The sequence below is a fragment of the Desulfofundulus thermosubterraneus DSM 16057 genome, assembly GCF_900142025.1.
Classification (GTDB): domain Bacteria; phylum Bacillota; class Desulfotomaculia; order Desulfotomaculales; family Desulfovirgulaceae; genus Desulfofundulus; species Desulfofundulus thermosubterraneus.
Genome location: NZ_FQZM01000026.1, coordinates 1 through 17042, shown reverse-complemented (window position 1 = coordinate 17042; position 17042 = coordinate 1). Strand labels below are relative to the sequence as shown.

The following is a 17042-nucleotide window of genomic DNA, read 5'->3' as shown; positions in this document are numbered from 1 at the left end:
CCGGTTAGCGGATATGAATCTTGACCCGGGCATTGGTGCCTACTTCCACATAATTTTCGGGATACTCGTCGAACACGATCTTCACTGGCACCCGCTGCACCACCTTGGTAAAGCTTCCCCCGGTGTTGGCGGGCAACAAGGAGAAGGTGGAAAGGGAAGCCCGCCCTATGCGGGCTACATGGCCCGTGAATTTGTGCCCCGGCAGGACATCCAGGGTGATGTCCACCTTTTGACCCGGACGCACCTTTTTCAGATCGGTCTCCTCGATATTGGCGGTGATGTAGAGGCCAGAGGGATCGACAACCATCACTACAGGCTGCCCCGGGGCGGCAATTTCACCCACATGAGCCACCTTTTTAACCACCACGCCGCTTACGGGTGACCGCACCACCGCAAGGTCAATGTTAGCCGCCGGGGAGAGGGTGGTGTCGTCCAGGCGGGCAACAATATCCCCGGCCCTGACCGCCTGCCCTTCTTCCACATTTATCTCCAGCAATTTACCCGACACCTGGGGACTCACCCGGTAAATATCCCCGTCGATTCGGGCATCTTCGGTGGTGACGTAGTAGCGGTTCATATGCCAGTAGTAAAAGGATATGGCGGCAAGGACGGCCACCATTACCGCAGCCACGGCCAGCATGGCCTTTTTGTTTTTCATCCCGCACTCTCCTCCTCTCTTTCGCAGGCAAGACGCTTTCCCGGGCCACCAACTTGCTTTTCCTAACAGGAACTGTCCTGAAAATAGTAATTGCCTGCCGTTTGCACGCGCTCGCTCCGTTCCCCAGCACTCACCCAACACTCACCGGTTCCAGCTACCTGCGCAGGGACATAAGCCGTATATAGTTCGCACTTACATTAGAGAATCCGGTTGCTGTGAGTGCTGGGCAAACTAACGCTCAACCCCGGGCTACAGCGGGGTTTCCGGCCAATTTGGAAGTCCAGAAGTCAGATGTCAGAGGTTGGAACTGCCGATGGTATCCACTATGCGAATTCCCTCCCCTTTTTTCCGACTTCCGACCTCTAACCTCTAACCTCTATTTACGGCCTCCAGGGGTACGGTCCGTCTCCCGGACCACCGGGCCTGCCAGCGCTCCCTCCAGTCGTCCAGGATGGTGTAAATCACGGGTACCAGCACCAGGGTGATCAGGGTGGAAAAGGCCAACCCGCCAGCCACCACCGTGGCCATGGGCGCCTGCCCCTCGGAGCCCTCCCCGATACCCAGGGCCATAGGCAGCATGGCCAGGATGGCCGTGAGCGCTGTCATCAGGATGGGGCGCAAGCGGGTAGGACCGGCCTTCAAAATGGCCTCCCGGCGCTCCAGACCCCTGCGGCGCAGGATGTTGACGTAATCCACAAAAACTATGGCGTTCTTCACCACTATACCCACCAGCATGATCAGGCCGATGAAGGCGGGCACGGAAAAGGCACGACCGGTAACCAGCAGGCTGAAGGTAACCCCCACCATGGTCACGGGCACGGAAAACATGATGATGAAGGGGTACAACGCCGACTCAAACTGGGCCACCATCACCAGGTAGACCAGGACTACCGCCAGCACCAGGGCCAGGCTCAGGTCGCCGAAGGTTTCGGCCATCTGCTCCTGTTCACCGCTGAATTCCACGGTGTATCCGGGAGGCAGGGAAAGGCCTTTCAACCCGGCCTGAATATCCTTAATCACGCTGCCCAGGTCCCGCCCCGCCAGCTGGGCGGTAACGGTTACCAGCCGCGTCTGGTCCTGCCGGTCAATGGCGTGGGGCCCCCGGGTTTCCACTATTTCCGCCACCTGACTTAAAGGTACGGACGCACCGGTAGGGGATAAAATGGTCAGGGTTGATAAATCGGGCAGGCGGGTCACCGCATCATCGCGAAGCTGCACCCGGATATCCACCTCTTCCCCGCCGGTGCGGTAGCGGGTGGCTACGGTGCCATCAACGGCCGTGCGCACGGTGGAGGCCACCTCCGCCGGGGACAGCCCGTAAGCCGCCGCCCGGTCCCGGTGAACCAGCACCTGCACCTCGGGGCGGCCCTCCTGGAGGCTGCTGGCCACCTCCCGGGTACCCGGCACCCGGCGCACCAGTTCCGCCACCCGGTCGCCCAGCCGGGTGAGGGTGGCCATATCATCGCCCCGCACCTGGATTTGCACCGGGGCGCCGCCGCCCATCATGCCCCCGCCTTCTTCCACGGTGCTTACCTTGATCTTGGCCCCGGGGATCTCCTTCAACCTCTGGCGTAAAATTTCCGCCACCTCGTCGGCGGTAACGCTGCGCCGGGATTTATCCACCAGCTGCAGGGTGATCTGGGCAACGTCGGTGGAGCTTTCCCCCCACATACCCTGGGTGCCGGTGAAGCCCACCCCGGTAAAAATGCTCTCCACCCAGGGATCTTGCACCATTTTTTCGATGCGGGTGGCCACCCGGTTGGTTTCCTCCAGGGAGGTGCCCCGGGGCATTTCCACGGTAATGCTCACCTGCCCCTGGTCCATGGAGGGCATGAACTCGAAGCCCACCAGGGGGAAGGCCGCCAGGCTCAGGACAAAGAGCACCGACACGATGATGATTACTCGCCGCCGGTGATTCAACGCCCACTCCAGTAACCGGCGGTAGGCGTTATTTAAATTGTTGAACCAGCGCTCCGACAGTTTGTAGAGCTTCCGCCAGCCCCGCAGGCCGGAGGCGGCACTGCCCGGTGAAGCACTCTCTTCCGATACCGGCACCGCTGACTCCTCCTCAAGGTGGAGCCAGCGGCTGGCCATCAGGGGCACCAGGGTGAGGGCCACCACCAGGGAGGTGAAAATAGCAAAGGATACCGTCAAAGCCAGGGGAGTGAACAGCTGGGCCGCCAGGCCCTTCACAAAAACCACGGGCAGGAAGACGGCCATGGTGGTCAGGGTGGAAGCAATGACCGCCCCGCCCACCTCGTCGGTGGCCACCCGGGCGGCCTCCACCAGACCGTAGCCCAGCTGGCGGTGGCGGTAGATATTCTCCAGCACCACGATGGCGTCGTCCACGATCAGGCCGACCCCCAGGGCCAGGCCGCCCATGGTGATCAGGTTAAGGGTCATATCATTAAAGTAAATGAGCACAAAGGTGCCGATGATGGAAATGGGAATGGACGTGGAAATGATCAGGGTGCTGCGCAGGTTGCGCAGGAAAATCCACATCACCAGCATGGCCAGGAAGCCGCCCACCAGGATTTCCTTCACCACGTGGTTGATGCTTCGCTCAATGAATTCCGACTGGTCCATGACCACGTCAAAGCGGACCCCGGGCAGCTCCTTCTTCAATTCATCCAGGGTCTTGTGGACAGCCCGGGCCACCTGGACCGTATTGGCGCCGCTCTGTTTCTGGATATATACCGACAGGCCGGGCTTGCCGTCCACCCGGCTGAACTGGGTGATCTTTTTGTGCCCGTCCTCCACCCGAGCCACATCCCCCAGGTGCACCGGGTGCCCTCCCGGAGCACCCACCACCGCCCGGCGCACCTGGTCCAGTTCCCGGAACTCACCGGTCACCCGCACCAGCAGATCTTTCGTGCCTTCCTGTACGGTGCCCCCGGAAACATTCAGGTTTTCCGCCGAAAGGGCCTGAGTCAGGCCGTTTAAGGTCAGGCCGTATCCGGCCAGCCGCTCCGGGTCCACCAGCACCCGGATCTCACGCTCCACCCCGCCGGCCGACCAGACGCTGGCCACGCCGCCGACCCGTTCCAGCCGGGGCTGAATTACATCATCGGTAAGCTGTTTCAACCGCCGGGGATCTTCGGAGGACAGGGCCAGCTGCATGATGGGCATCATGTTGGGGTCCATCTTGAAAGTCATGGGTGTCTTGACCCCCGACGGCAGGTACTGCCGGATGATATCCACCTTTTCCCGGATCTGCAGGGCGGCGTAGTTCATGTCCGTGCCCCAGTCAAACATGAGGATAATGGTGGAAGTACCCATGCTGCTGGTGGACCGGATGGTATCCAGGTTGCTCACCGTGGCCAGGATGGACTCCAGGGGCCGGGTGACCTGCTGCTCCACTTCCTCCGGCCCCGCCCCGGGATATTCGGTGACTACCGCGGCCACAGGCAGGTTCATTTCGGGCCACAGGTCAATGGCCAGGCGGCTTAAAGAGACGCCGCCCAGGATCAGCAGTACGGTCACCAGCACGGCCACCAGCATGGGGCGCTGGATGGATGTATCAGTTATTTTCATTCACTGAAAAACCTCCTGCGCAAGCACGGCGATAATTAAAACAGGCTTAAACATTCTTTGGATGCCATGGTCACGAAGATGGAGTTTATTCCTTGCCTTCTATATGGCACTTTGATAACATAAAATAAAGTACATCCATGGCATTTTCAAGTAACCGGTTCGGGAAAGCAGATGGTGCCCATTGCAAATAAAATGGATACGTCATGCCAAAAATCGATTGCGCTTATTTAGAGCCTACGAAGGTTTGACAGAAAATGATGTACTCAATGCCATCAAGTCCCCCCTCGCCATTACACCAAGCATTCACGGGCGAAAAAATCTCTGGCAGCCATACCGCAACAAATGGCTACGAATAACCGTAATCATGGAAGAATCGACTATAACTATCATAACGGTTACCGTACGCCGCAAAGGCCCGGACAAATAAAAGGAGGTGCTACCAATGAAAATCACCTATGATTTTGAAGGCGATGTCCTTTATATTCTCCTTCGCGAAGCCAGACCAGATGACTCTTTCGATATCAACCCCGGCATAACTGTAGAGGTAGATGAAAATGGGGAGTTAATTGCAATTGAAATCGTCGCCGCCAGGGAAAGGGGTATTTCCCTTAACGATCTTCACCTGGAAAATCTACCCTACCTTCCCGCCTCCCGAGCTATTTAATATTTCAGCACGGGGATGACCGGCGCCTTTGGAACCGTATATTTCCGGGTGGCCCCCCGTTTGTTTCGCCGGGGCACGGGCGTCGCCGGTGACGGGGGCCGCGCCCATGAGGCGGGGCCGGCCCACGTCAGTTCTTGACCGTCACCCTGGCTTCATCCTGCAGGCTCTCCTGGCCGGCGGTGACCACCTCTTCCCCCGCCTCCAGGCCGGAAATAACGGCAATGTACCTGCCGTCCGATTCTCCCGCCTTTATCTCGCGGCGCTGGACTTTGCCCTGTTTGACCACCCACACGTAATCCCGCTCCCCGTCTTTTACCACCGCTTCCCGGGGGACCAATAGCTGCTTCTGCCCCGAAGAGGGCAGCTGCACCTCCGCAAACATACCCGGCTTCAAGAGGTGTTTGGGGTTGTCAATTTCAACTTTGATGGGGAATGCTTTGGTCGTGGGGTCGGCGGCCGGAGCAATGCTGGTAATCACGCCGGTAAAGGGTTGGGCCGATACAGCCCCGATCTTCACCTGTACTTTTTCCCCCTGCTTCAACTGATTGATGTGATCCTCGCCCACGGTAGCCTTGACCACCACCCGGTCGATATTGGCCATGGAAATGACGGGCATGGTGGCCGCCATCTCCCCCGGATTCACGTTCCGGGCGGTAACCACGCCGGAAAAGGGCGCCCTGATGAAACTGTCCTCATAACTCGACCGGGCCAGGGCCAGCTGCGCCCGGGCGCTGGACAATGCCGCCTGCTGCACTTTAACCATTGCCTGGGCCTGTTCCACCTGCGCAGGGACAGTGCCCTCCAGAGCCTGTTTGGCCTGCTTGTAGGGCAGTTCGTACTGGCTTTCAAAGACGGCCTGGGGAATGGCTCCCATGGCCAGCAGTTCCCGGGCCCGCTTGTAATTGGCTTCGGCCACGGCAAAGTTGTCCCGGGCGTTCTCCAGGGCTGATCGAGCCGACTTTAACCCCGCTTCCGCCTGGGCCAGCCCCGCTTCGGCCTGAGCTACGGCAGCCTGTGCCTGGGTCACCCGGTCCGCCAGGTCTTTGTTCTCCAGGGTAACCAGGACCTGCCCGGCGCTAACCCGGTCCCCAACATCCACGTGCACTTTGGCCACCTTGCCGGGTACTTTCGAAACGATGCTGGCAGTTTGAACGGCCTCCAGTTTACCGCTTACCACCGCCCGGTTGTCAAGCAATCCCGTGGCTGCTTTGGCCGTACTGACCACCGCGGGGCCGGCACCGGCCGGGGCGGTTGCCTGCTTTTTCCCGCATCCGGCGGCCAGCACCAGGGCCACCAGGGCAATTACCAGAGCGATTTTTCCTCTAGGCATTCCTCTTCACTCTCCCCAGGTAAATACTCTCAACCATAGCCGGTAGTCGGGAGGCCTCCCTCTCATACGGGCATCCCCCCAACTTTCCGGGGTTGACCGTCCGTTTCTATTGCCTCAATTATTCCGCTTGAGGAGCATTCCTGCCGCCTTCGGAAGACGCTTCCGGCCCACCCCTGCTGTGACCGGACCTTCCCCCGGCGTCCCCCGCCCCCTCACGTATCAAAATGGACAGTAATTTCTCGTAGATTCGTACCAGTTGCTCCACGTCTTCTTCCGGAAGCTGGCCCAAATATTTTTCCATCACCCGCCTTCTGGTGGCCAGGCAGGAACGCACGACCTCCTCCCCTTTGGGCGTCAGTTCAAGCCACACCACTCGCCGGTCGTCCTCATCCCGACGGCGCTCCACAAAACCCGCCCGGTGCAGTCTGTCCACCAGCGCGGTGATGGCACTCAGTGATACCCTCATATCCCCGGCCACCTCGGACACACTCATGCGCCCACGCCGGAAGATGCGCATGAGCACAATAAACTGGCTCCCGGTCAGGCCCTCCATTAGGTGGTGATCCAGCTCGGCATGAAGCCGCCTGGCCACCTGGTTGAACACCTCTTCCAGCCTGTCCAGCCAGGCGGACAATTTTTGGTTGCTCACCTCCGTCACCCTTCCCGTCGAAAAAATTAACGTCGCAAAAAGTTCACCAAGTTAAGTATATGGACACAAGGAAGACCTTGTCAACAAAAAAATGATGCGGTTCATAGCCTCCAAATACTATGGAGCCCGTGATGTTTGTCATCACCCCCCCCCCCCCCCGGGAGAAAAATTATGTGAAATTGTACAGGAAAGTAGACCTAATTGACGAAAGCCAGCTATAACATTATAATGTTGATGGAGGCGATGTATCATGCAGCGGACTCAAATTTATCTTCACCCCGACCAGCACCGCGCGCTCTTGAACGAAGCAAGAAGAAAGGGCATCTCGCTCGCCGAACTGATCCGGCAAATCGTTTCTGAACACCTGGAAAGGCGGGGGGGAAGGAAAGCTCCTAAAGAAGCATTCCTGCGGATTATAGGCATGGGGGCAAGCGGCAGGAATGACGTTTCTGAGCGACACGACTATTACCTGGCGGAGGCGTTGGACCGTGACCATAATGGTTGATACAGGCGCCTGGTACGCGGTCTGCGACATCTCAGATCGAAACCATGAACGGGCGAGAAACTTTTACGAAAAGGTGGCCGGCAAAGTCCCGCTTCTAACGACCGTTGCCATCCTGGTGGAAACATGGGCTTTACTGGCCGCCCGCCTGGGCCGTCATGCCGCCCAGACCTTCTGGCAAATGCTGCGCGAAACCGGCACTCCTGTAATCGCACTCGAACAGCCGGACTTGGAGGCAGCGTGGCAGATAATGCATGCATTCCCCGACCAGGATTTCAGTTTTACAGATTGCACCACTTTTGCCGTCATGGAGAGGCTGCGCATTGAACGGGTCTTTACCTTCGACCGTCACTTCCTGGTCTACCGCTACGGGCCCGGCCGCAAGTCAGCCTTCATCTGCGAGCCGTGAATCCCAGAACAAAAAGGGCGGGCAGATTATATTGCCACCCATTGCCGTATCTGTTAAAATCAAATTGGTGATATTATGACCGAAAACCTGCCCCGGGACAGATACGATACGACCATAAAGGAACTGTTTGGTGACGGCGAGGAAGAACTGATCAGCTTTTTTGGCCACCTGAAAACGAAAGTGATCCAGCATCTAAACATCGAGTTTGCCCGGGTGGAGAAAAAAAGGAGCGACCTCATCCTGGAGTGCCGGACAGAATTGGGCCCCGCCGCCGTGCACCTGGAATTTCAAAGCACCAACGACAGCGACATCCCTTTCCGCATGTTAAGATACGCAACAGAACTGCAGCATAAATACAGATTGCCCGTTTACCAGATCCTCATTTATTTCGGTGAGAGGGAAATGACCATGGCTGACGGCCTGGTATACAGCTTCGGTCCGCAAAACCACCTGGATTACCGCTACAGGGCCGTCGATCTGGGCAGCATAACCCGGGAGGAAATCAAAAAAACGAACAACTATACACTTTATGCACTGCTGCCACTGGCCGACAGACCGAGAAGAAGGCAGCACCCGGAGGCCTTTTTACGGGAATGCGTGCTGGATATCTTGCAGGCTCCCGTTACCACGGAGGAAAAAAGAAAGACCCTTCTGCGAGCGGAGATATTTGCCGGCCTGTATCTTGAAGAGAAAATTATCGAACAAATCTTCCAGGAGGTGGAAACCATGCTGAATATCGAAGAATCGGCCGGTTATCAGCGGATTTTCAAAAAGGGTGTCGAAAAGGGAATACAGCAGGGCATTGAAATAGGTATTGAAAAAGGTATTGAAAAAGGCATGAAAAAAGGCCGGCAGGAAACCCTCAGGGAGAGTGTTTTGAAGCTTTTGCACAAAAAGTTTAAGAAAATACCCCGCCCTTATGTGGATAAAATAAAAACCCTCGATGAATACGCCCTGGGGCTGATCCTTGACAATATCTTTGAAATAAACACCCTGGCTGATCTGGAGGATTACTTACCTTAGAAGATAGGCATTATTTGTGTTTCAATTCCGCGTATACGGTCAATATCAATCTGGGACTTTATAATATTTGTCAAGAGCTGCCATTTAGGATCTCCTCTGAGCACCTCACATATTTTTTCCGGAAGGTGAGAATCGATTATCGTCAGGGAGCAATGTATCTCAGTTGGCCCCAAAATAATTTCCTGGGTCCAATTCTCATGTTTTTTACCAGGCAGCACACCTTCCAGCACATGAGACAACGGGCCGTGACCAATATCATGAAATAGAGCGGTGCATCCACCCAGCACCTTTTCCTCATCAGAAAACTTATGACCTTTGTATTCCAGCTCAGCCACCAATTTTTCAAACAAATGGAATACGCCCAACGAGTGACCAAAACGAGTGTGTTCAGAACCATGATAAGTAACTGATGAAAGACCCAGGTGGCGGATACGTTTGAGTCGCTGAAACTCCCGGGTATCAACCAATGGCTTCAGTACCTCGGGCAGGCGAATATACCCCATACCCGTGTACAGGGTCACGAAAAAGTTTATCCGGAAATTTTATAGTTCCACCCCCTCACCATCTTTAACCATATTACATCCAGCTGTATTAATGGTATTCGCGAAAGCATGTTCGATTTCCTGCTTACTAGAAAATTTTACTTCAAACATGTTAATAAGCCCTGGTAAGGCGCTTCTTAATACCCCTTGCTCTTCAGGCAAAAGCAAAACCTGCATTCAACAGCCATCATCATGCGGGGCCTGTCAAGGTTCCAATCTACCGCTACGGGCCCGGCTGGAGGAAGGCCCTCAACTCCTGAAACAATAGCCCCCTGCCCTTTTAAAGGACAGGGGTTTTTTCATCACTGCCGGGTTAACTCCGGGTATTTCCTGAAGCACCGCTGCCGCCCGCACCGCCACCGGCGGCGGCCAGACTGATGTAGGCCCAGGGCTTTTCAAAGGCCAGCTTGAGGTAGGCATGCTGGCAGGCTATCTCCAGCGCCTTTTGTTTCGCCTCCGCCAGGGCTGCCTCGGCGGCCGCCACCTCGGCCCGGGTGGCCATACCCACGTCGTATTTCACCTTCGTCACCCGCAGGTTTTCTTCGGCGGTTTTTACCCCCTCCTGCAGGGCCTGGTAGGATTCTTCCAGGCTTTTGGCGCTGTAGTAGAGGGACCGGGTTATCTCCTCCATCATTTTCCTGGCGGTGGCGGCATCCAGCTCGGCCTGCTCGACTTCTATTTTTCTTACCTGGTAGGGCCGGTACTCGCCGGTATAGAACATCATGTCTTCATAGTATTTCTGCAACGTCACCTTTTCGCTGGCCAGCCAGACGGTGGGGCTTTCGTCCACTATCCGGCCCACCTCGGTTTCCACGTCGGACACCTGCAGCGGGTTAAAGTTCACCCCGTCCACCAGCACCGGCCGGTCCTGGGGCCACAGGCCCACCAGCCGGTTGAAAGCGGCATAGGCGTTGTCAAGATCGTTTTTCGCCACTTCCAGAGCGGCCCTGGCCTGGGCCAGCCCGGCTTCCGCCGCCACCAGGGCGGCCTGCGGGATCATCCCCACCTGAAAATTGGCCCGCGCCTTGCGCAGCTCCCAGTCGGCTTTTTTCAACCCTTCTTCCGCCGCCCGCACTTTTTCCCGGGCCTTCAACACATCCCAGTATTTTTTGCACGCGTCCAGGGCCACCTTGTCCTGCTCGGCGGTCAAACTTTTCTTGGACATGCGCCAGGTCAGGTCGGCAGCCAGGAGGTTGCTCCAGGCTATTTCCACCATCGGGTTGCCCGGGGGCGTCGTGGGTACGTAGTCGAGCTGGTCAGCCCTTTCCTCACGCCACTCATAGGTACGATCGATTTCCTTTTCCGCCTTTTTCACCGATTCGCTGTGCGCCAGGGCCAGGGCTATCGCCTGGTTCAGGGTCAGCTCGGGCGTGGCCGGCTCTTTGGCCCAGGCAAAGGGTGGTACGAGCAAAGAAGCTATGAGGATAAACACTGTGAGAATGCGGCCCAAGTTTCAGCCCTCCTTTTTCCTGTCCGGTTTCAACTTGTTAAATTATTGTTAAACCGTTTAACTAATTTTCACCCCCAGTATACCCCTGGCAAACAGGTGCAGTCAAGGTTTTTTCGTCCTCGGGGACCATGATTTTCACATCATTCCGGGAGACGATGCCCGGATGGTTTTTGTACACTTTTTAATGAATTTCGTGCGAGCAGGTCCTTACAATCTCTGCTCCGGGAGACTTTTCAAACACTTTTCCCGATACTGTCGCAAAACCAGAAACTAGGTAGGCGGCGGTCGTCCCATAAGGAGCGACCCAGCACTCACTGGAACACCTCTCTCTTTAAAATAGCCATTGCTCATGTGCCTGCAACGCTACTTCGAAGAAGTGCTTTACCAGTGAGTGCTGGGCTGGAGGGCCGGATACGAAACACGGCGCAGCCGAGGTTAGCGAACCGGCAGCGCGAATCGCGCTGGTAACAGTGTCGATATAATGGTTGGGCTGCTTAGGCTGTAACTATCCATGAGAAAAAAAGACTTCCGGCGCATATGCAGCGCTGCCAGGTTCGCTCCGAGGCAAGCCGATGTTTCGTCCGGCCCGCAGCACGGAGCGACGGGGGACGACCACCGGCAAGATAGTTATGCAACAGTATCTTCCCAGATCGTCAAACAGGGAACAGGCCACCGGGGTAACCATACCGCCACAATGGTGGCCGTACCGGCCACCGCGGGCAGCATGATTTCGTTTTTACCGCCAGCACATCTATATGTTGCCATCCCGCACCGGCTCTGTTAAGATCAAGGTGGTGATGGTAATGGTAGATGCCTTTCCCGGAAATAAATACGACATAACCGTAAAAGAACTTTTCGCCGACAGCGAAGAAGAACTGGTCGGTTTTTTTGCCAGCCTGAGAGCGGAAATCATCAGGCATTTGAACATCGAGTTCCCCAGGGTGGAGATTAAGAGAAGCGACCTCATCCTGGAGTGCCGGACTGAATTCGGACCCGCCGCCGTGCACCTGGAATTTCAAAGCACCAACGACAGCGACATCCCTTTCCGCATGCTGAGATACGCAACGGAACTGCAGCAGAAATACAGGTTGCCCGTTTATCAGATCCTCGTTTATTTCGGTGAGCGGGAAATGGCTATGGCTGACGGCCTGGAATACAGTTTCGGTCCGCAAAACCACCTGGATTACCGGTACAGGGCCGTCGACCTGGGCAGCATATCCCGGGAGGAAATCAAAAAGACAAATAACTATACACTTTATGCACTGCTGCCACTGGCCGACAGAACGAGAAGAAAGCAACACCCGGAGGCCTTTTTACGGGAATGCGTGCTGGATATCTTGCAGGCTTCCGTCACCACGGAGGAAAAAAGAAAGACCCTTCTGCGAGCGGAGATATTTGCCGGTCTGTATCTTGAAGAGAAAATTATCGAACAAATCTTCCGGGAGGTGGAAACCATGCTGAACATCGAAGAATCGGCCGGTTATCAGCGGATTTTCAAAAAGGGTGTCGAAAAGGGAATACAGCAAGGCATGGAGAAGGGCATTGAGAAGGGCATGGAAAAAGGCCGGCAGGAAACCCTCAGGGAGAGTGTTTTGAAGCTTTTGCACAAAAAGTTCAAGAAAGTGCCCCGCCCTTATGTGGATAAAATCAAGTCCCTCGATGAATACGCCCTGGGGCTGATCCTTGATAATATCTTTGAAATAAACACCCTGGCTGATCTGGAGGATTACTTACCTTAGAAGATAGGCATTATTTGTGTTCAATTCCGCGTATAAAGAAAAACCATCCCCTTTTTCGGGATGGTTTTCAAGAACCAGTTGGGCTTGCATGCTCATATTGACGGTACTGCCGGGCGAAGAAAAATATGGACAGGGGCAGGAAAACGATGGACAAACCGGCCAGGACGGCCAGATCACGGGCCAGTACCGGCAGGCTCGCTCCCATCAGGGCAATATCCCGCAGGTTGCCGGCAAAGTAGGTCAGCGGGAGCACCGCTGAGACGGCGCGGGCCACGGGCGGCATGGCTTCCACCGGCCAGGTGTAGCCGGAAAACAGAAACGACGGCACGGCCACCAGCATGGCCAGCTGGGTGGCTTCCAGCTCGCTGCGGCAGACCACTGAAAGGAAAATGCCCAGGGCGTGTATGCCGGCAAAGAAAAGCAGCTCCAGCAGCCCCAGCAACAGCAGGTTCCCCCGGAAGGGGATCTGGAACAGGGTGAAAACCATCAGCAATACACCGTTTAAAGTGGCCAGGTTTACCGCCAGGTAGGGGATAACCTTGCCCAGCACCACCGCCGGGGCGGAAATGCCGGCCCGTTTTAACTCGCCAAGGGTACCCGTTTCCTTCTCCCGGCTGACGGCCACAGCCACGTAAAGCAGGGCAATTTGCTGCAAAGCAGTGGCCACCAGGCCCAGAAGTAAAAAATTGGTGTAGTTAAAGGTAGGGTTGTACCAGACCCGCAAACGTAAACTCAAAGGAAGGGCGGTATCCAGTGCCCTTGACGGCAGCATGCCCTGCCCTTCCATTCTGGCCACGCTCACCCCGGCTGAGAGGGTGCCGGTAATCTCGGAAGCGGCGGCCAGCACCGCGTTGCTGAACAGCATATTCGTGCCGTTAACAACGACCAGCAGGGGCGATGCCCGCCCGCTCTTCACCTGCTGCTGGAAGTCGGGCGGGATGACCAGTGCCGCTATCGCCCTGCGGGTCTCCAGCACCTGCCTCAGCTCTGCTTCACTGTACACCCGGCCAACCAGGCGGAATTTCTGTGAGTCCCCAAAGGCCTGTATTACCTCACGGCTCATTCCCGTATCGTTCTGGTCATAAACCACGGTGGGTATCTCCGTGATTACATGACGGCTGTACAAAATTCCGAAAAGAGTTATGTACAGGAAGGGCACACCCACCAGAATAATCATCAACCGGCGGTTGCCCCGCATGTAGCACCACTCCCGCCGGGATACATAAGCGATTTGGCTCAAGATGCCCCTTTTCACTCAAAATTCACCTCAACCATCATCCCGGGCCAGAAAGAGGGGTTGTTTAAGGTTACCTTCACGTTAAAGGCCATGATGTCCCTGTCTCCCCGCTCGTTGGTGGCCCGGTAAGTGGCAAAGTCCGCTTTTTTATTGATGGCTGTTACTTTACCCTTGAATTTTTTCCCCGGAAAGGCCGCACTGGTCACCGTCACCTCTTTGTTCAAGGATATCTTGCCGAGCACTGTTTCCGGTACTTTTACATCCACCCAGTTCCTGTCCCGGCCGGTAATGGTTAAAATGGGCATCCCGGTGGAAACCATCTCTCCCTGCTCCACGTTACGGGAAGTAACCGTACCCGCCATCGGCGCCCTGAGCTGCGTTTCCAAAAGGTTGGCCCGGACCTCCTGCAATTCCGCCCGGGCCCGGTCGTAGGCAGCACGGGCCGAGTTCAGGTCGGCCTCCGCAGCCGCCCGGGCCGCCATGGCTGCTGCCAGTTCCGCCCGGTAGACATTCACCTGGTCCTTCTGTGCCTCAGCCGCCGCCAGATCGGCCCGGGCCGCCTCCAGGGCTGCGTTGGCCGCAGCCAGCTTATTTTTGGCCTCATCCAGCTGCTGGGCAGTGGCAGCACCATTCTGGTACAAAACTTCAATGCGCTTATAGGTCTGACCGGCCAGGGAAGCGTCCTCCCGGGCCTTTTCCAGACCGGCCTGCGCCTTAGCCAGGGCGGCATCTGCACTTTCACTGACGGCACCCAGGGCCGCCCGGGCCTTGGCAGCCGTCGCTTCCGCCGCTTCCATGCCGGCCTTCGCCTTCTGCATGGCCGCACTGGCTGCTTCCACCGCCGCCAGCGCCGCTTTTTCCTTTGCCCTGAGATCCGTACTGTCAATTTCGGCCACCAATTGGCCCTGGGCCACGCTATCCCCTTCCCGAACCAGCAGTTTGACCACCCGGCCAGGTATCTTGGTGGTTACATCCACCTCCGGGGCATTGACCATTCCGCTGAACGTCTTCTGCTCCGGAGCCGGTGTTTTATCACTGGCGCACCCGTTTAAAAACAGGGCCGCACAAAACAAAACAAGAAGTACCAGGTAAACCGGAAAACCAGGCTTTTGTTTTTCACTTCGGGCCATCATAATTAATCCTCCATTTGATCCACTCCGGTGTGTTTTACCTCAAAGGATACCCCGGGTGACAGAATGCCGCAAAAAACCAGGTCCAGCACGTGATCCAGGTGCTCCTGCAACATTTCGGGGTGCAGTATATCCCGGGGCCAGAGGAAATGAAGCATCTCACGGCGGGAAAAATAGTTCAGGCAAAGACCGCTGACGCTGATCACCAGCCGGCGGATGTCCACGTCTTTGCGGAAAATCCCTTCCTGAACCCCCTGCCGTAAAACATTTTCCAGGTCTTCCAGGCCGGCACTGAATATGTCCGGCAAAACCCGGCGGGCATGCTGGCCGCCCTGGAGGGTTTCCCATCCCATTAACCTGACCACATCCGGGTTTGCAGCGAGAAAATAAAAATACTGGGTTATAACCGCCCTCGCCCGGGATAGAACATCCCCCTTCCCCGCCAGCACCTCCCGGTTTAAAGAGAAAATGCGGCTGAAACTGTCCCCTAAAACCGCCAGATAAAGGCCTTCCTTGCTGCCGTAGTAATGATATACCATGCGCTTGTTTACCCGGGCCAGCGCCACAATTTCATCCACCCGGGCGGCATTGTAACCTTTAGCCGCAAAAACGCTCCGGGCGGCTTCCAGGATCCGGGCTTTTGTGGCCCCTGCGTCCCTGGTGCGATTAACACGCGACTCCATGATCACCACCCTGGTAACTAATTGGTTACTTGCCACTTTTGTTTTACCAGAACTCAAGCAGCCTGTCAAGCGGAGAAGGCGGTTAGTTCGTATTAAGATCCAGCAGGTAACTCTGTACTCGCCCGCCGTTTTATCCGCTGTTAATGGCGCCTAATGCGTCGTGGACACCTGCTTAAATTTTACACGGCCCCGGTACATCTATATGTTGCCATCCCGCACCGGCTCTGTTAAGATCAAAGTGGTGATGGTAATGGCAGATGCCTTTCCCGGAAATAAATACGACATAACCGTAAAAGAACTTTTCGCCGACAGCGAAGAAGAACTGGTCGGTTTTTTCGCCAGCCTGAGTGCGGAAGTCGTCAGGCATTTGAACATCGAGTTCCCCAGGGTGGAGATTAAGAGAAGCGACCTCATCCTGGAGTGCCGGACCGAATTCGGACCCGCCGCCGTGCATCTGGAATTCCAAAGCACCAACGACAGTGACATCCCTTTCCGCATGCTGAGATACGCAACGGAACTGCAGCAGAAATACAGGCTGCCCGTTTACCAGATCCTCATTTATTTCGGTGAGCGGGAAATGACCATGGCCGACGGCCTGGAATACAGTTTCGGTCCGCAAAACCACCTGGATTACCGGTACAGGGCCGTTGACCTGGGAAGCATTGCCCTGGAAGAGATCAAAAATTCAGGTAACACCTGCCTGTATGCACTTTTACCGCTCACCGACCGGAAAAAAAGAAAACAAAAAAAAGAGGAGTTTTTGAGGGAGTGCGTTGAGACCATTGTCCACGCCCCGTTAAACATCGAGGAGAAGCGCCAATCCCTGCTCAGGGCGGAAATTTTCGCTGGACTAGTCTTTGATAAACCGGTCATTGAACAAATCTTCCGGGAGGTGGAAAAGATGCTGAACATCGAAGAGTCGGCCGGCTACAGGAGAATTTTTGAAAAAGGCATGGAGAAGGGTATGGAAAAAGGCCGGCAGGAAACCCTCAGGGAGAGTGTTTTGAAGCTTTTGCATAAAAAGTTCAAGAAAATACCGCGCCCCTATGTGGATAAAATCAAGTCCCTGGATGAATACGCCCTGGGGCTCATCCTGGAAAACATCTTTGAAATAAACACCCTCTCCGACCTGGAGGAGTACCTCTAACCGTCACTTTCATCCCGTAATTATCCCGTACCCTCCCTGGCCGGCGCCCTTTACACGTACCCGGTCCATCCCCTACACCCGCTTTTCGCCGTGCCCGCTGCATCTTACCGCCGCGGGTGTCCCTTAACGTGTTCAAGCCGAACACCGCCATCCTTGCCGTTTTGTAAGCGTCAAATACAACCCACCTTGGCATAATACCCAAGTTTAAGGGATAATCTTCCTCAGATAAAAGCTCGATGAGGAGGATTTTTTCTTATGACCAAAGCCGAACGGGAAGCGCTATGGGAAACCCGAATAGCCGAATACAAGATGAGTGGGCAAAGCGTCAGAGAATGGTGCGCCGCC

General features: G+C 55.9%; 17 protein-coding genes. 6 read left to right on the top strand and 11 right to left on the bottom strand.

Annotated features, from left to right (window positions below; translation table 11 throughout):
* Positions 1-4: 4 nt before the first annotated feature.
* Together BUA65_RS10650 and BUA65_RS10645 are read right to left on the bottom strand one after the other, a co-directional pair.
* Positions 5-658: an HlyD family secretion protein gene (locus BUA65_RS10650; protein WP_072869577.1), complete on the bottom strand. Its 654-nt coding sequence runs from the start codon at positions 656-658 to the stop codon at positions 5-7.
* Between the two features lie 369 nt (positions 659-1027).
* Entirely contained in the window at positions 1028-4192 is a 3165-nt protein-coding gene (locus tag BUA65_RS10645) for an efflux RND transporter permease subunit (RefSeq protein WP_072869576.1), read from the bottom strand.
* 442 nt (positions 4193-4634) lie between these two features.
* Here BUA65_RS10645 and BUA65_RS10640 point away from each other — a divergent pair, with 442 nt between their 5' ends.
* Positions 4635-4856: a DUF2283 domain-containing protein gene (locus BUA65_RS10640; protein WP_072869574.1), complete on the top strand. Its 222-nt coding sequence runs from the start codon at positions 4635-4637 to the stop codon at positions 4854-4856.
* A 127-nt stretch (positions 4857-4983) separates the two neighbouring features.
* On the opposite strand, the gene BUA65_RS10635 is transcribed toward BUA65_RS10640, so the two are convergent.
* A complete protein-coding gene (locus BUA65_RS10635) occupies positions 4984-6186 on the bottom strand; it encodes an efflux RND transporter periplasmic adaptor subunit (protein ID WP_072869566.1) in 1203 nt (400 codons plus the stop codon).
* Between the two features lie 118 nt (positions 6187-6304).
* Entirely contained in the window at positions 6305-6835 is a 531-nt protein-coding gene (locus BUA65_RS10630; protein ID WP_072869565.1) for a MarR family winged helix-turn-helix transcriptional regulator, read from the bottom strand.
* A gap of 250 nt (positions 6836-7085) precedes the next feature.
* Here BUA65_RS10630 and BUA65_RS17915 point away from each other — a divergent pair, with 250 nt between their 5' ends.
* From BUA65_RS17915 to BUA65_RS10615, 3 genes are all read left to right on the top strand, one after another.
* Positions 7086-7340, top strand: a complete 255-nt coding sequence (locus tag BUA65_RS17915; protein ID WP_072869563.1) for a ribbon-helix-helix domain-containing protein — start codon at positions 7086-7088, stop codon at positions 7338-7340.
* Positions 7333-7746: a type II toxin-antitoxin system VapC family toxin gene (locus tag BUA65_RS10620; protein WP_072869612.1), complete on the top strand. Its 414-nt coding sequence runs from the start codon at positions 7333-7335 to the stop codon at positions 7744-7746. Before BUA65_RS17915 ends, BUA65_RS10620 begins: the two co-directional genes overlap by 8 nt.
* A gap of 75 nt (positions 7747-7821) precedes the next feature.
* The gene (locus tag BUA65_RS10615; protein WP_072869562.1) at positions 7822-8769 is read left to right on the top strand and encodes a DUF4351 domain-containing protein; all 948 of its coding nucleotides are present in this window, start codon (positions 7822-7824) and stop codon (positions 8767-8769) included.
* Here BUA65_RS10615 and BUA65_RS10610 read toward each other — a convergent pair.
* The 4 genes from BUA65_RS10610 to BUA65_RS18270 form a co-directional block, all read right to left on the bottom strand.
* Complete coding sequence (locus tag BUA65_RS10610) at positions 8766-9290, bottom strand: HD domain-containing protein (RefSeq protein WP_072869560.1); 525 nt, start codon at positions 9288-9290, stop codon at positions 8766-8768. The genes BUA65_RS10615 and BUA65_RS10610 overlap by 4 nt on opposite strands.
* A gap of 21 nt (positions 9291-9311) precedes the next feature.
* Positions 9312-9488: a hypothetical protein gene (locus tag BUA65_RS18275; protein WP_165613239.1), complete on the bottom strand. Its 177-nt coding sequence runs from the start codon at positions 9486-9488 to the stop codon at positions 9312-9314.
* Positions 9489-9624: 136 nt separating this feature from the next.
* Positions 9625-10761: a TolC family protein gene (locus BUA65_RS10605; protein ID WP_072869558.1), complete on the bottom strand. Its 1137-nt coding sequence runs from the start codon at positions 10759-10761 to the stop codon at positions 9625-9627.
* Between the two features lie 627 nt (positions 10762-11388).
* Entirely contained in the window at positions 11389-11526 is a 138-nt protein-coding gene (locus tag BUA65_RS18270; protein WP_165613238.1) for a hypothetical protein, read from the bottom strand.
* 38 nt (positions 11527-11564) lie between these two features.
* Here BUA65_RS18270 and BUA65_RS10600 point away from each other — a divergent pair, with 38 nt between their 5' ends.
* Positions 11565-12500 (top strand): DUF4351 domain-containing protein, encoded by a 936-nt coding sequence (locus BUA65_RS10600; RefSeq protein ID WP_072869557.1) that lies wholly within the window; start codon positions 11565-11567, stop codon positions 12498-12500.
* 67 nt (positions 12501-12567) lie between these two features.
* Here the strand turns inward: BUA65_RS10600 and BUA65_RS10595 are convergent, their stop codons facing one another.
* From BUA65_RS10595 to BUA65_RS10585, 3 genes are read right to left on the bottom strand one after another with little or no spacing between them, the layout of a single operon-like run.
* Positions 12568-13755, bottom strand: a complete 1188-nt coding sequence (locus BUA65_RS10595; RefSeq protein ID WP_072869555.1) for an ABC transporter permease — start codon at positions 13753-13755, stop codon at positions 12568-12570.
* Positions 13752-14870, bottom strand: coding sequence for an HlyD family secretion protein (locus tag BUA65_RS10590; protein WP_072869553.1), 1119 nt, complete (start codon positions 14868-14870; stop codon positions 13752-13754). The genes BUA65_RS10595 and BUA65_RS10590 overlap by 4 nt, the downstream gene beginning before the upstream one ends.
* Before the next feature lie 2 nt (positions 14871-14872).
* Entirely contained in the window at positions 14873-15550 is a 678-nt protein-coding gene (locus BUA65_RS10585; RefSeq protein ID WP_072869551.1) for a TetR/AcrR family transcriptional regulator, read from the bottom strand.
* Positions 15551-15800: 250 nt separating this feature from the next.
* On the opposite strand from BUA65_RS10585, the gene BUA65_RS10580 reads away from it, so the two are divergent.
* Positions 15801-16697, top strand: coding sequence for a DUF4351 domain-containing protein (locus BUA65_RS10580; RefSeq protein WP_072869611.1), 897 nt, complete (start codon positions 15801-15803; stop codon positions 16695-16697).
* Positions 16698-17042: the final 345 nt, after the last annotated feature.

Excerpts from the sequence above, each read along its gene's own strand:
- BUA65_RS10650 (WP_072869577.1), bottom strand. The coding sequence starts at position 658 with ATGAAAAACAAAAAGGCCATGCTGGCCGTGGCTGCGGTAATGGTGGCC.
- BUA65_RS10645 (WP_072869576.1), bottom strand. The coding sequence starts at position 4,192 with ATGAAAATAACTGATACATCCATCCAGCGCCCCATGCTGGTGGCCGTG.
- BUA65_RS10640 (WP_072869574.1), top strand. The coding sequence starts at position 4,635 with ATGAAAATCACCTATGATTTTGAAGGCGATGTCCTTTATATTCTCCTT.
- BUA65_RS10635 (WP_072869566.1), bottom strand. The coding sequence starts at position 6,186 with ATGCCTAGAGGAAAAATCGCTCTGGTAATTGCCCTGGTGGCCCTGGTG.
- BUA65_RS17915 (WP_072869563.1), top strand. The coding sequence starts at position 7,086 with ATGCAGCGGACTCAAATTTATCTTCACCCCGACCAGCACCGCGCGCTC.
- BUA65_RS10620 (WP_072869612.1), top strand. The coding sequence starts at position 7,333 with ATGGTTGATACAGGCGCCTGGTACGCGGTCTGCGACATCTCAGATCGA.
- BUA65_RS10615 (WP_072869562.1), top strand. The coding sequence starts at position 7,822 with ATGACCGAAAACCTGCCCCGGGACAGATACGATACGACCATAAAGGAA.
- BUA65_RS18275 (WP_165613239.1), bottom strand. The coding sequence starts at position 9,488 with ATGCAGGTTTTGCTTTTGCCTGAAGAGCAAGGGGTATTAAGAAGCGCC.
- BUA65_RS18270 (WP_165613238.1), bottom strand. The coding sequence starts at position 11,526 with ATGGCAACATATAGATGTGCTGGCGGTAAAAACGAAATCATGCTGCCC.
- BUA65_RS10600 (WP_072869557.1), top strand. The coding sequence starts at position 11,565 with ATGGTAGATGCCTTTCCCGGAAATAAATACGACATAACCGTAAAAGAA.
- BUA65_RS10590 (WP_072869553.1), bottom strand. The coding sequence starts at position 14,870 with ATGATGGCCCGAAGTGAAAAACAAAAGCCTGGTTTTCCGGTTTACCTG.
- BUA65_RS10585 (WP_072869551.1), bottom strand. The coding sequence starts at position 15,550 with ATGGAGTCGCGTGTTAATCGCACCAGGGACGCAGGGGCCACAAAAGCC.
- BUA65_RS10580 (WP_072869611.1), top strand. The coding sequence starts at position 15,801 with ATGGCAGATGCCTTTCCCGGAAATAAATACGACATAACCGTAAAAGAA.